At 37.4% G+C, this 13714-nt stretch carries 15 protein-coding genes and 1 pseudogene; 11 read left to right on the top strand and 5 right to left on the bottom strand.

Going from position 1 to position 13714, the window contains the following annotated elements:
- Nucleotides 1-6: 6 nt before the first annotated feature.
- Nucleotides 7-1530, bottom strand: coding sequence for a spore germination protein (locus VEB00_05740; GenBank protein ID HYF82511.1), 1524 nt, complete (start codon nucleotides 1528-1530; stop codon nucleotides 7-9).
- Nucleotides 1531-1749: 219 nt separating this feature from the next.
- Here VEB00_05740 and VEB00_05735 point away from each other — a divergent pair, with 219 nt between their 5' ends.
- The 4 genes from VEB00_05735 to VEB00_05720 all read left to right on the top strand — a co-directional run bounded on the left by VEB00_05735 (nucleotide 1750) and on the right by VEB00_05720 (nucleotide 5851).
- On the top strand, nucleotides 1750-2748 hold the full coding sequence (locus VEB00_05735; protein HYF82510.1) for a hypothetical protein: 999 nt from the start codon (nucleotides 1750-1752) through the stop codon (nucleotides 2746-2748).
- Complete coding sequence (locus VEB00_05730; GenBank protein ID HYF82509.1) at nucleotides 2745-3566, top strand: protein-glutamine gamma-glutamyltransferase; 822 nt, start codon at nucleotides 2745-2747, stop codon at nucleotides 3564-3566. Before VEB00_05735 ends, VEB00_05730 begins: the two co-directional genes overlap by 4 nt.
- Before the next feature lie 108 nt (nucleotides 3567-3674).
- The gene (locus tag VEB00_05725) at nucleotides 3675-4469 is read left to right on the top strand and encodes a methyl-accepting chemotaxis protein (GenBank protein HYF82508.1); all 795 of its coding nucleotides are present in this window, start codon (nucleotides 3675-3677) and stop codon (nucleotides 4467-4469) included.
- Between the two features lie 170 nt (nucleotides 4470-4639).
- Nucleotides 4640-5851: a hypothetical protein gene (locus VEB00_05720; protein ID HYF82507.1), complete on the top strand. Its 1212-nt coding sequence runs from the start codon at nucleotides 4640-4642 to the stop codon at nucleotides 5849-5851.
- Nucleotides 5852-5920: 69 nt separating this feature from the next.
- On the opposite strand, the gene VEB00_05715 is transcribed toward VEB00_05720, so the two are convergent.
- Entirely contained in the window at nucleotides 5921-6235 is a 315-nt protein-coding gene (locus VEB00_05715; protein HYF82506.1) for a helix-turn-helix domain-containing protein, read from the bottom strand.
- Nucleotides 6236-6368: 133 nt separating this feature from the next.
- Between VEB00_05715 and VEB00_05710 the strand changes: the two genes are divergently transcribed.
- Entirely contained in the window at nucleotides 6369-6995 is a 627-nt protein-coding gene (locus VEB00_05710; GenBank protein ID HYF82505.1) for a nitroreductase family protein, read from the top strand.
- A gap of 49 nt (nucleotides 6996-7044) precedes the next feature.
- Here VEB00_05710 and VEB00_05705 read toward each other — a convergent pair whose 3' ends face one another.
- On the bottom strand, nucleotides 7045-7896 hold the full coding sequence (locus VEB00_05705) for a hypothetical protein (GenBank protein HYF82504.1): 852 nt from the start codon (nucleotides 7894-7896) through the stop codon (nucleotides 7045-7047).
- 309 nt (nucleotides 7897-8205) lie between these two features.
- Here VEB00_05705 and VEB00_05700 point away from each other — a divergent pair, with 309 nt between their 5' ends.
- Complete coding sequence (locus VEB00_05700) at nucleotides 8206-9309, top strand: FAD-dependent oxidoreductase (protein HYF82503.1); 1104 nt, start codon at nucleotides 8206-8208, stop codon at nucleotides 9307-9309.
- 2 nt (nucleotides 9310-9311) lie between these two features.
- Complete coding sequence (locus VEB00_05695; protein ID HYF82502.1) at nucleotides 9312-9494, top strand: hypothetical protein; 183 nt, start codon at nucleotides 9312-9314, stop codon at nucleotides 9492-9494.
- A 205-nt stretch (nucleotides 9495-9699) separates the two neighbouring features.
- Here the strand turns inward: VEB00_05695 and VEB00_05690 are convergent, their stop codons facing one another.
- Nucleotides 9700-10083, bottom strand: a complete 384-nt coding sequence (locus tag VEB00_05690) for a CGNR zinc finger domain-containing protein (GenBank protein ID HYF82501.1) — start codon at nucleotides 10081-10083, stop codon at nucleotides 9700-9702.
- A gap of 419 nt (nucleotides 10084-10502) precedes the next feature.
- Here VEB00_05690 and VEB00_05685 point away from each other — a divergent pair, with 419 nt between their 5' ends.
- Nucleotides 10503-10973, top strand: a complete 471-nt coding sequence (locus VEB00_05685; GenBank protein ID HYF82500.1) for a QueT transporter family protein — start codon at nucleotides 10503-10505, stop codon at nucleotides 10971-10973.
- Nucleotides 10974-11038: 65 nt separating this feature from the next.
- Nucleotides 11039-11536, top strand: a complete 498-nt coding sequence (gene queF / locus VEB00_05680) for a preQ(1) synthase (protein HYF82499.1) — start codon at nucleotides 11039-11041, stop codon at nucleotides 11534-11536.
- Between the two features lie 165 nt (nucleotides 11537-11701).
- Here the strand turns inward: queF and VEB00_05675 are convergent, their stop codons facing one another.
- Nucleotides 11702-12640 carry a hypothetical protein gene (locus tag VEB00_05675; protein HYF82498.1) on the bottom strand — a complete coding sequence of 313 codons (939 nt, stop codon included), beginning with the start codon at nucleotides 12638-12640 and terminating at the stop codon, nucleotides 11702-11704.
- Nucleotides 12641-12851: 211 nt separating this feature from the next.
- Between VEB00_05675 and VEB00_05670 the strand changes: the two are divergent.
- Both VEB00_05670 and VEB00_05665 read left to right on the top strand, forming a co-directional pair.
- Nucleotides 12852-13143, top strand: a pseudogene (locus VEB00_05670) (HEPN domain-containing protein).
- On the top strand, nucleotides 13122-13430 hold the full coding sequence (locus VEB00_05665; GenBank protein ID HYF82497.1) for a nucleotidyltransferase domain-containing protein: 309 nt from the start codon (nucleotides 13122-13124) through the stop codon (nucleotides 13428-13430). The pseudogene VEB00_05670 and the gene VEB00_05665 overlap by 22 nt, the downstream one beginning before the upstream one ends.
- The last annotated feature ends 284 nt before the right edge of the window (nucleotides 13431-13714 follow it).

The following is a 13714-nucleotide window of genomic DNA, read 5'->3' as shown; positions in this document are numbered from 1 at the left end:
AGGTCCTCACTCCATCCTTTTCTTATTCTTAGTGTTCAGACTACTCGGCCGCTTTTTCATAGTGCTAAAGGGAAACCTGAAAAGAGTGTCATGAAGCTGTTCATCCTCATTAGCCACAAAGGGATCCAGGTATGGGACTCCGTAGGTCTCCATCTTACACCAATGGTAAAGAAGAAATATCAACCCGAAAGTAAGACCGAATATCCCTATAATGCTGCTTAATATTACAAAGATGAAGCGCCAGAGTCTCAGAGCATTGCTGAAATCCTGGTTGGGCATTGTGAAGCCTGCAATAGCGGTAATTGCTACTACGATTACGGTGGCAGGGGACACCAGCTTAGCCTCAACTGCAGCTTGGCCTACCACCAAAGCCCCGACAATAGATACCGTTTGGCCTATGGCTTTTGGCAGCCTTAAGCCTGCTTCCACCAGGAATTCAAAAGCAATCAGCAGGATCATGACTTCCACAAACATTGGAAAAGGCACACCTTCCCTGGATGCTACTATCGAGAAGGTCAGCTCTGTGGGTATCATCTCAGGGTGGAAGGTAGTAATGGTTATAAAGAAGCCAGGAAACACCAGTGTGACGAACATGGCCAGAAATCTTAAGAATCGAAGGGCGGATCCGACAATGAAATGAAATGAGTAGTCATCAAGTGCTTGAATAAACTGAAGCAGAGTGCCCGGGACTATATAAGTAGTGGGCACGCTTTCAATCATGATTCCTACGCGTCCTTCGACAATGTTTATACAAAATCTGTCAGGTCTTTCTGTATACTGTACCTGGGGAAATGTTGAATACTTATCATCAACGAGCAGCTCCTCTATTACACCCGGCGTAAGAGTTGCACTTATGTCAAAGGCTTCGAGCCTTTGCTTCACTTCGTCTACTAGCTTTCTATTGGCAATGTTTTTCATATATACTATCGCTATGGTAGTTTTTGTTTGTTTTCCTACACTAATCTCTTCTACACTCAAATAGGGGGATTTGATTTTTTTCCTGCATAATGCGGTATTTGTCCTTAATTCTTCAACGAAGGAGTCCTTCGAGCCCTTGATGACAGTTTCCGCCGCAGGTTCAGAGATAGCACGCTTAAGATCACTCTTGGCCTCGAAGGTGAAGGCTGTTTTTGCATCGTTGAATATTATTGCAATGCTGCCCTCGAGGATATCATCAATAAGGTCCTTCAGGTTTGTCCTTAACTTCATTGCGGATGAATATACTATACCCATACTTATTAGCCCTATGGCATCTGCGGCTGTCTTGCAGGTGTCAAATTGCTTCTCTTGAGCAAGGGGCTTCAAGATGTTGTCATTTACTAATTTGCTGTTAACTAAGCCGTCAATATAAGCCAGAGTAGCAGGTATCTTAGAATTATCTCTTATTAAGAATGTCCGGCTTGTGAAATCGGCATTGCTGCCAAGCATTGAGCGTATATTATCACTTGTTACTTCAGTTGATGTATTATAAAGCTTATCTTCCGTTTGGAATTCGGATTCCGGTGTATTGTTCTTGGCATTTGGAGACAAATTATCACATCCTATGCTGTTTAACTTAAATGGAATATTTATTCAGACTACAATAGTTTAAACATTTTTCTGTAGTTTATGTTATGATGAGGGGTTTCGGCTTACAGTTTTGCTGAGGTTTTAATTATTTAAAATATATATTTCGATTTATATAGCCGGAGTAACATTATAAACCGGATCTCATATAATGTATTATTTTGATATGGAGATGTATTTAGAATGGCATCCAACACAGATACCCCAGACACTCTGGACACTATAAGGTTTGAACAGGGTGTGACTGGATTAAAGGCTTTTTTTAGCGAATTGAGCAAAAAAGATTATAAGGCGGCAATCAGCTTAGTCAATGAAGAAAACTTGCATTTCGGCAGCTTGTATATACTCAGGCCTGAAATAGAGGCATTAAACCTTTCTGATTATCTGAGCCTGCGGAATAAAATTGCCATCAGTGTTATAGACGAAGTTCTGTTAGGTAATAAGGGCATACCGCCTATGAAATGTTCATCAAGTGAATATATACAGACAGTTTGCTCAGTTCTGAAGTGGATTCTGATATCCGGATTTATTGATGACGGGCTTGAGGATGATTATGATAAGGTTTTGGATGCCTCCTCGGCACTCCTTGTTAAGGTATATGGCGATAGAACGGTCCTGAAGGTTATGTCGGATCTGATATTTGAAAGAAATAGAAGAGGATACTTCTATAATGAGTTGATCTGGGCCTTTTTTGAATCCCGATATCCCTATGGCTTGATATTGATTGCCGCCCATCTGTTATCCGAACAACCGGAGGATGTCAGGCTTGCACAAAAGCTATTGGGCTTCATTCCGGGCATAGACACAAAGAGGCCAGCAGCTTATGAAAGGCAGCATTCAATTGTTTTGAACTGGCTGGAAAGAAACTATCCGTACCTGTATTTTACTGGGGAAAGCTTTCAACAATCCATCAATCCTAAGCCTTACCGTGTAATACTGTATGCCAAATATCTGTGCAAAGCTGTTTCTATAGACACCGGTAGAACCATAGAACCTCTCACTGAATATGAGCATAAGATGCTGGAAAAATTCATTGGATTGGATGATGATATTAAAATAATGCTTTCTGGGTATTCACATATGATACATAATAACGATATTCATCGTTGGAATACGTGGATACATCGTCCGATTGCAGAGCAAGTGGAAATCGCCAGCTTATGGATGGGGGAAGTAGTATGATTAAAATCTCAGGTAGTGATATTACTTCAGGGAGCATGGGATTCCATTACATGGTGGGCAGTGTCCAAAGAACAACACTTGATAAGCTGTCTTTAAGCAGTGTGGTTTATAAGTATGCGACCCTTGATCAATTAAAGTTTGAGTTGGATCTTCGTGCGAATATAGTTGATGCAGCTATAGAACTTGGCAAAAGCAAATTCGCCTTTAGAACCTTCCGAAAATCCATGTGTAATGCGGATTACTGGGAGCGTACCGATGAAGGGGGCTTTCTGCTAAAGAATGGAATCAAGCCCTCTGATGCGATTAGAGACATATATAATAACAGTATTAAATATGGGACAGAATGCGCTACAGCAATAGTCATTATCTATTATAAAGCTCTTGTCGGAATATTTTCTGAAAAACAGTTCAATGATCTTTTCCAAGGTATTTATCTGATGAATTGGGGGTATCTCGACAGTGATCTTGGAATCAGACATTATCAAAGTGTTTCAGATATATTGCCGGGAGACTGTCGGTATTTTAAAAACCCTGACGTTAACCCTCTCACACCTGAATGGCAGGGCGAGAATGCAATAGATCTTAGCAAAGGAATGTATTATGGCCATGGTATAGGTATCAGAAACGCTGAAGGAATTATCGAAGCCTTGAATAGACGTAGGAAAAGTGATGCAAAGGAATCTGCATACTTGATGGGCTCTGCTACACGTCTGGGTTTTAAGCGCCTGGCTGACATATATTATGGCACTTCGATGAGACGCCTGGATGTAGATGGTACAATTGACCGCAAACATCTGAGATGCTGCAATTTTTTGTAAACAAGGATCAAGAATGGTATAAAATGATTTACATAATGGAGTAGAATTGATATTCTATAAAAGACACATGATACTATGATGGAAATCATCACAGGGGGGGATAGACCTATGAATATTGCAATAGTAGGAGCAGGTACTGGCGGAAAAAATATAATTGAGTCTTTTTCAAAGAATGATGAAATTACGATTGTACAGGTAATAGACAACAGAGATGACGCACCGGGAATAATACTTGCAAGGAAATTAGGCATCAAATACTCAAAATCCATAGGAGATATTAAAACTGCAGGTCTGGATTTGATTTTAGAGGCAACCGGCAATGAAAATGTTAAGCAGGAATTGAATGAGAAGTTCGGAAGCATATGTACAATAATCGATTCCTCTGGGGCACTGCTTATTATGAGCCTTGTCAGAAGGGACATTGAAGTGCTGGAGAAACTGAATAAGCAGATTGCAGCTATTAAGGAAACTTCAGAACAAGTGCAGAATCATCTAAAAAATATAACAGATTCAATTGACAGTACCTATGCTATTAATAAAAAACTGAATGAAATAGCTAAAACTTCTATTAATTATATAGAAGAGACTGACAGGATTATTCAATATGTAAACAATATATCAAAGCAAACCAAAATATTGGGCATTAATGCTACAATTGAAGCTGCCAGGGCTGGGGAGCAAGGGAGGGGTTTCTCTGTAGTAGCAAATGAGGTGCAGAAGATGGCTGCCAGCAGTCAGGATTTTGCAAAGGAGATAACCAAAATACTTACACAGCTTGCGCTGGAGATAAGAAATGTTGAAACTGTGGCTGAGAATTTGAACGGTCTATCGGAGCTTCAGGTACAGGCATCATCAAATGCCAATGCCGCAGTAAACAATCTTACTTCACAAATATCACAATAGGGAAAAAGGGACAGATCATGGATGGACTGTCCCTTTACTATTTCCACACACTATTTAGTATATAGGTAAAAGCATAAGTAAAGGCGTAAAATGTAATAATAATGTAAGAATTAGTCAGTTGAGATAGAAACATGCAAGTGATATAATAAATTGTATATGGAGGTGTATTAATGAAAAATATTAAAAAAATAGCAGCACTAATCATGACAATGTGTATGGTAGTGAGTTTGCTTTCGGGCTGTACATCTACTGCTGAAGGCAAGGCGCTTTATGATGCAATGGTGAAGAGTCAATCCATAAAGTCAAGTCAGAATGATATGCAATTAACTTTAAGATTGGATGCCACAGGCCTAAGCGAAGAGGAACAAGCAAGCTTTGCGCAGGCGAAAGCAATGCTTAATGGTGCTAAGATTTCTATGAAAATGAAGCAGAGTGCAAATGCTGATAACACTATAGCCAAAGCACAGGCTGGTGTAAATATGTTCATGGCTGGAATGTCAATAGATATGGGTGTCTGGGTAGATATGGATTTGAATGGCAGTTCACCCAGGCTAAAAGAGATCATAAAACTTCCAGCAATAATTACAGCTTCTGATCCATCAATGGCGGGTATGGAATATATGGTAATGGATTTAAGCGAGATGATGAAAACTCCTGAGCTTACTGGACAGGTGCCAGGGGCAGATTATGCAGAAACAATGAAGCTTACAAAGGAATTACAAGAAAAGACCCTTGCATTTATGGGAAAATACCTGGCGCAGTATGATCCCGGCTTCAAATTCATAACTGCTGCAGGTACAAAAGATATAATAATACCAGGCCGCACGATAAAAGCTCAGGCTTATCAGGTTAAGCTTGATGATAAGGCTGCTAAAAAGCTTATAAGGTACACTGTAAACAATTTTGCAAACAATAAGGATGCGATGGCCTTCGCAGTTGACTACATTAAGCTTATTGAAAAGTTTTCCGCATCTGCACCGGGAGTAAAGAGTCCTACAGCTGATTTTGACAAACTGATGGCTGATTATGAAAAGGAAAAACCAGCAATGCTTGCAGAGTTCAACAAGGCAATGGACCAGATTGAGAACATACAGATATTTGGGGAAAAAGGTATAACACTGGAATATGCTGTAGATGAAAGTGGTTATATAGTAAGCCAGTCAGGGAGCATAGATTTTGCTATTGACGTTGCTAAGCTAAACAGCATAGAAACCTTAAAAGACAGCAAATATGTAAGTGCTGGCATTTATAATGTAGGTCTTGATTTCAGCATGCTGACATATGACATAAATAAGGATATGACTATTGAAATGCCAGTTGTCACACCTGAGAACTCAATCAATTATAGCGATATGCTAAAATCAGAATTGCCAATCCAATAAGAAGCTTCAAATAGGATAGAATAAGAAAAAACGAAAGCTGCAGTTTGAAAACTGCAGCTTTTAATAGTTTTATAAGCTCACCCATTGCTCAGCCCATTTTTGGATTTCGTCAAGTGCGGATTCCAAGCACTTTCCCTTCTCTGTCAGTTTATACTCGATACGCACAGGCGTTTCCGGATAAACATTTCGAATAAGAATGCCTTCTCTCTCGAGCTCCTTAAAGCGCTCTGTCAGTACTTTGGCACTAAGGCTGGGTATCATTCCGGAAATATCTGAGAATCTTTTTGGACCGCTTAATAAAGAACGGATAATAAGTCCCGTCCATTTCTTCCCCAATAATTCAAAAGCTATTTCATACCTTGGACATAATTCATGTTTTCCCATATAATCAACTCCCATAGTTATTTTATCATACTTACTTGACAAAAGTAAGTACCTTATTGTACAATAATTACATATAGTAAGTTGGTTACAAATAGTAACAAAAATATACTTAAATATGATAGGAGAGTTAATTATGAAAGACTTAAAATCAATTATCAACGAAAGACGTTCAGCCAATAATTTCATTGAAGGTGTTAAGATCCCTTCGGAGGATTTTAATGAGATATTTGAGCAGCTAAGGCTTGTACCATCATGCCATAACCTGCAGCATGCACACTATCTTGTTATAACTGACGCAGATAAAAAGGAGAAATTAAGAACAGCAGCATTTAATCAATATAAAATACATACTGCATCCGCAGCTATAATTGTTTTGGGAGATAAGGAAGCATACAAGAATGCAGAACAAATTTATTCTGGCATGCTGCATTTGGGAGTATATCAAGAATTTGAGTATAATCAACTGATTCAAGGTATAACCGGCTTATATGAAGGCAGAGGTAAAGAGTTTCAGCGTGATGAGGCGATTAGAAATGCTTCTTTATCAGCTATGCTTTTTGTGCTTATCGCCAAGGATTTCGGATGGGATACCTGTCCAATGATAGGGTTTGAAACAGATAAGGTGCGTGAGATATTTAATATACCTGAAAACTTAGAACCTGCGCTGCTGATTACAATGGGAAAAGAAGATACAAAAAACAGGAGAATGCGTGGTTATAGAAAGCCGGTTGGGGAATATGTAACATTTGATACTTTTTAGAGGGACAAGGGGACATACCTTGTCCCTTTTGCTTATTAATTGCATATTGCTAATCTGGTTTCAACGTATGTTTTTCAATAAGAATAAAAGCTGCTAGACATACAGTATAAATAATAATTGTGTAAATCAACTTCCATCCTTCCATAAAAATCAATATGTTCATTTTAGCTAGTATTCTTTGCCCCACAATGGCTATGATAAACGGCACCAGCTTCCAATACCACTTATCCAGGACACATACAAAAAATACTAAAAAGGCAATTTCAATCAGATGATAACTAAAAATAAATATTATACTGGATCTGTACATGTTGCCAACTATTTTATCAATCAAGCCCAAGCTATAATATTGTTTTCCCAAAAGCAAGAGCAAGGGAGCGGGGGTATGAATAATGAGAAACCCAACAAAGTAGAATGTAAATAATCGTGGGATATTATATTGTGCATGTTTTATTTTAGCAAACCATTTCGTGACTATTACCAGAAAGACAACGGTATTAATACCCGACATATAGTATTTCCACCAATGATGCTCATATATTCCCAGTTTCACAAACAAATACTCTATAAGGATGAAGGCCGCTGTAATCAAGGAGACCCCCAAATAGCCCAAAGAGTAAGTCACCATCAGAAGTGCAGCGGCAGGAAACATAGACACATTGAGGAAAAGGTGCCCTACAAGGTTTTCAGCCCAAGGGTCTGTAGATATACCGGGCTTGTATGCATAGGAATCAAAAATACCAAGTACGGTAAATTCGCCAATCCAAGTAACGCTTGCTGTAAATAAATAGAATACAGCAAGTGTTGATATTTTAAAAGCGTGTCTTTTCGTATATATTGCAAAGGCGGCGATTCCCACACCGATGACAGTCAGGCAAATATACCAGAATAAACTTGACATATTGCACCTCTAAAATCCTCATATATAATTTGTAACATCTTATCCTACATGTTCAAAAGCTCCTATTATAAATGTTACTTATCAGGTATTATTCTTTACTTGGGTTTGTTAAATATTCAGGAGAAAACTCAAGGCTTTTTTACTTTTATTTTTCAAATTGGGTAATAATATAAATAATATTAGGAACATTGAACGCAGTTCAGTATTCCTATTGGGTAAAGTGCGAATTCAATAATAATAAAGGGAATATTTACGCGAAATTTGAATGAAGAATGAAAATGTTTTTCGCGAAATATATAGGTGTTTGATATGAAAGTCGCTATAATAGGAGCGGGAACCGCTGGGTTGTCGTGTGCAATAGAATTGGAGAGGAATGGAATATATCCGGTAATTTTTGAACGGAATGGCTTTATTGGTGAGAATCAACCCCATGTATCAGCTTTTTTAGGACTGATTACACGTCCGGCTTCAGACCCTATTAAGTATATGGATAAAAAATTAGGGATTAAGCTAAAACCGCTGAATCAGTTCCGAAAAGTCATACATTACTCACCCAATAATCAAGTCACTGTTACTGGGCATTTAGGCTGCTTTATGATTCGTGGGATGGGAGAGAACGATGTAAAAACCCAGCTTCGTGCACAAGTCAAGTCACAGGTTATCTTTAACAGCTTTGTGCAGCCTGAAGATTTGGAAAATGAGTTTGATTATATCGTTGTGGCTGACGGTCACTGGTCAACCCCCACACGATATGGAATTTGGCAGGAGATAATGCGAACATGGGTAAAGGGGGGTATTTTTGAAGGAGACTTTGAAGACCGTACTTTACAAATGTGGCTGGATAATGAGCTTACCAAGGGGGTTTACGTATACTCTGCTCCTTATAGTAAAAACAAAGCGGTTATTGCGCATGTGGTTCAAAATATTGAACATGAGGAGCTAAATAATTATTGGCATCGATTTCTGGAGTCACGTGATATTTTAAAAAAATATAACATGCTGGAATCCTGGGAATTGCCTCACCATGCGGGAACGGTAACCACCAACAAGGTGGGGAAAATCTACTTTGCAGGCGCTGCAGGGGGCGGAGCTGAGCCATTCCTGGGTTTTGGACAGTTCAATGCAGTATTGTCTGGTGTAATGACAGGCAGGAGTATTGCTCAAGGCTCAGACATTAATCTGCTAATGAAGGATTCTAATAAAAAGAGCGAGGAGTTGAAAACACTCAGACCATTATTGAATGCAGCTACCAACAAGGATTTTGACCTACTAATGACGTTGATGAAAACTCCAGGACTAAGAACTTTGGTATATAGAACTGATATTGACATTGTTAAGCTTCTTTCAACAGGTTTGAATTTAATATCTGGTGAGAAGAAAAAGCTGACTTCGCAAGCCAAAGGGGGTAATTAGCTTTGGGGATGTTTAAGCTAACCTGTGGTAAATGCGGCTCCATATATATACTTGAGAAAAGTGGCAGGAATATTCTGGGGCGGGAGGGAGACAGTATAATATATGGAGAAGGAATCCAGAGGAAGTGCACTGAATGCGATAATGAGGATTTTACCATCTTTAGAACGTGGGTAAAGCAAGGCTGAGGATGGTTATTCAGCCTGCCCTCATCTTCGGTTTTTTGCTCAAAGGTCATAGCTATATAGTGGCTTGGGACAAAGCGGAAAGTAAAATTCCAAACAACTGCACTGAATAAGCGTAAGCAATATTTACGAAATACCAGGGACCTCTCGATAGCTTGACTACTAAATAGCCGCCATATTGAAGATAGTTAGGTTAACAGTCTCAGGCCTAATCATTTTCTTTTTGCTTTTGCCGGAATCTTCTTACCTTCATAAGGGTGGCACAAGTCTCATCGCACCATTTTCTGTTCCCGCTTTTACTCTCATCTAAAAAAAACCATCCGCATTCGGGATTCTGGCATGTTTTCAGACGCCTTACAGCTTCTGAGGAACAGAGCCTGGCGAAGGATGCCGCCACTTCAGCCATAAACCAGCTCCAATTACGGACTTCAACTATGACTGCGAAAGCACGCTGGAAAACACAAAATCGGTGATAGTGATTGCAGCTCCACAACGCAAAAGCCTGGCATTGTTTGAATATCAAGGCAAGACAATTGAGGCTGTAATCCCTCCTACCTAGCTGGCATGGAATCTTATTATAACGTTCTGCCAAGGAATATCCGCCTCCTTATAAATAGAATATAAATTGTAATTATAAAATACTACTTTTGCATAATGTTCAATAGGGATATTTCGGAATTAAGATTGGGTTATCTGGGTGAAATAACCTATTGACTGCAATTAATAATGGGAATATCTGAGACGTATTGTATTAGCGCTGAAATAATGATATAATACCCATGAAATTGAATAAGACAGTTCGTAACCATCCTGTCTGTAAACAAAACTAGGAAAACTATTAAGTATTAATAGTATGTTTGTGCGTTTAGGGTTGGATAACCCTTTTTTTATTTGCAAACCTTCAGAAATACAAATGTAAGTTATTAATACTTGGTTGTGTGAGTTTATGGACAGAATCTGTCCTTTTTTATTTTCCAAAACAGTAAAAGTATTTAAATGTGGAGGTAAGAAATGAATGTTTCTGCAGTTAGAAAAATCACAATTTCAGGAATCGTTATGGCTCTGTACATAACAATAATGATTCTTACACAAGGATTTGCTTTTGGTCAATTTCAAATTAGAATGGCAACTTCGATCTATGCATTAAGTGCAATTTACCCTTTCTTAATTGTACCATTGGGACTTAGCAACCTCTTGAGCAACACTCTGATGGGAGGTCTGGGGATTTTTGATATGATTGGAGGATTGTTTGTAGGAATTTTAACCTCTTTGCTTGTATATATAATAAAAAAATATAAGTTGAATGATTGGTTAATTGCACTTCCTATTATATTAATCCCGGGCTTGATTGTTCCAATATGGTTGTCTTACTTAATACATGTTCCATATATGATTCTTGCTGTCAGCTTAATTATAGGGCAAATCATTCCTGGAATAGTCGGAGTTATTCTTGTAAAGCAATTGAGGGGGAAAGTTAGGTAAATTGAATCGTTCGGGCTATCTAAAAAAATTAAGATTATTAAAGTAAGTAAAAGGGAGGATAACTAATGAGTGGAAGAAATGATGTAGAATTGCAAGGTGTTACTTTACTTGGCAATCAAGATACAAAATATAATTATGATTATAATCCTGCCGTACTGGAGTGCTTCGTGAATAAACACCCGGGAAATGACTATTTTGTAAAGTTTAATTGCCCTGAGTTCACCAGCCTGTGTCCGAAAACCGGACAGCCTGATTTTGCAACGATATATATATCCTATGTACCGGATAACCTGTTAGTGGAGAGTAAATCACTTAAGTTCTACTTGCTGAGTTTTAGAAATCATGGGGATTTTCATGAAGACTGTATCAATATAATTATGAAGGACTTAATAAAGCTGCTTGAACCGAAATATATTGAAGTCTGGGGGAAATTCACACCCAGAGGTGGGATATCTATAGATCCGTTTTGCAATTATGGGAAGCCAAACACAAAGTGGGTGGAAGTAGCATCAAAAAGGTTATGCTACCATGATATGTATCCGGAAAAGATAGATAATAGATAGTGGGTTAAACCTAACATAAGTACCAAGAAAGCGTTGGGGACGGTTCTTTTTGCTATAGAATTTTTCTGTAGGCAGAGGGACTGTCTCTTTTGTTTTGAATAAGAAGTAACCCTCTCGTAGCAATGCTTTAAGAAGGTTATTTGCCATAGAAATACAAACCATTTTTCATTCTACAAACTTTATATTATCTATTCTCCAAATATCTTTACCATCAATACTACTGATAATTTTCATATCAACAATCATAGCCACTACTTTTACGGATACTGTGGTATCAACTATCCTATAGGTATTAACTCTGAATTTCCATGTTTCTTTAATTGGAACTTTATTTTTATATTCTATTTTAGCATCTACATACTCAACAATTTGAATATTTAATAAGTCTTTGTTGAATTCCTCCAATAATTTAAGGTTATTTTTATTGCTGATCCACTCGTCTGTAAAAATATTATCTAATACGTCTTTGGTATATAAATATGGTTGGGTTACAGGCAAAATGGCAAATAATTGATTTATTATCGGAAAGCCTCTAAAACCATCAAATTCATAAAAAATCTTACTATATTTATTGTCTTGCCATTGATAATATATGCTTTCATAGCCTGTTCCATAAAGTCTATTTTCAATAACAAATTCTAAAATGTCATCTCCAGTTATATCTTCGAATTCGAACCCTTGATAAAAGCCACTAAAGATGATTCCATAGTCAGTTCCATTCCATCTAAAAATATGAATTGGATTTTCGTGCGTCATGCTGCCCCAAGTAATAATTTCAGGGACAGAATCAGCATTTATATCAGCAACTATAATATTTAGTTTCCAAAATGTTGTATAAGGAGCTAAAAACTCGAACTCTTTATCAGGTTTTAATTCATAAACTTTATTATCACCATGTACTATTTTCACTATATAGCCTTTATTTTCTTCATCTGCAAGTATTTTTATATGCTCTTCTACGTTATCTCCGGTTGTGTCTATACTTAAAGTTTTAATGTTTTTTAAATCATATGAATAGGCATTGACTTTATTTAAGCTGATTGAAAACATAGTAAGAGCAAGAAGCGGTACAAAAATCATAAATGGAAGCTTAAAATGCTTCATTCTTATTACACTCCTTTTGAAATCCTTTATATATAGTTTAACCACTCCTTGATTGAACATAATTTGGTATTTTTTGGCGAGTTTTAACAAAATAAGATAAAGGACAATCTGTCTTTGGTGCCACATTCCTATTAACCACAATTCTGTCTATTTCATTTAACACGCACACATGGTACAATTAAATTAGGATTTACATATATAGGGAAGTGATATGATGGATAATCAAGAAAGGAAAAAATACTGGCTTGAGTTAGCAGAGTATGACATGGAAACAGCTAAAGTCATGCTTTTGGGAGAACGGTATTTATATGTAGGCTTTATGTGCCATCAAGTAATAGAAAAGGCTCTAAAGGGATACAATTGATTTACTTGAACCATTGAATATTGAAGCAAGATATCCAACTGTTAAGGATAAGCTTTTAAAATCATTGACAAAAGAGAAATGCAATAGAATAATTGAGGAAACGGAGGCTTTATTTATATGGATAAAAGCCAGGTTTTAGAAAAGGCAATGCAATATGCAATTTTAGTCAGTGAGAAAATAAAGCCGCAAAAGATAGTTTTATATGGTTCTTATGCAAAAGGAAACTGGAAAGAGGAAAGTGATATTGATATAGCTGTGATAGTTGTTGCAGTTGATGATGACTTTCTGGAAACAGAAGCTATGCTTTATAAATTAAGAAGAAACGTAGATGATAGAATCGAACCAGTTCTGTTGGAGGAAAAAAATGATGGAAGCGGATTTCTTAATGAGATTTTAAAGCATGGTCAAGTTATATATAGTGTTTAGCAAGCTGGAGACTTAGTGGCTTTCAGCTTTTTATATTATTATAGCCATTATTAGGTAATATTAATGAGATATTTTTTGAAATGATTTATCTAGTGGATTACACATTTGTAGAATAATGTGACACAGGGGAACGGAGGAGCGGATACCACTGAACACACGGATGTTCCACGGATTCCTACGGAATTGCACGGTTAATTTTATATAATATATAGCGACATTAGAGAGTTTTGATACTTACTCTTTATCGATTATTACTTATGTTTCAGAATATTTTTTCCCACCGT

It is taken from the genome of Clostridia bacterium (genome assembly GCA_035628995.1).
GTDB lineage: Bacteria > Bacillota > Clostridia > Lutisporales > Lutisporaceae > BRH-c25.
This window is presented reverse-complemented; position numbering and strand designations above follow the sequence as displayed.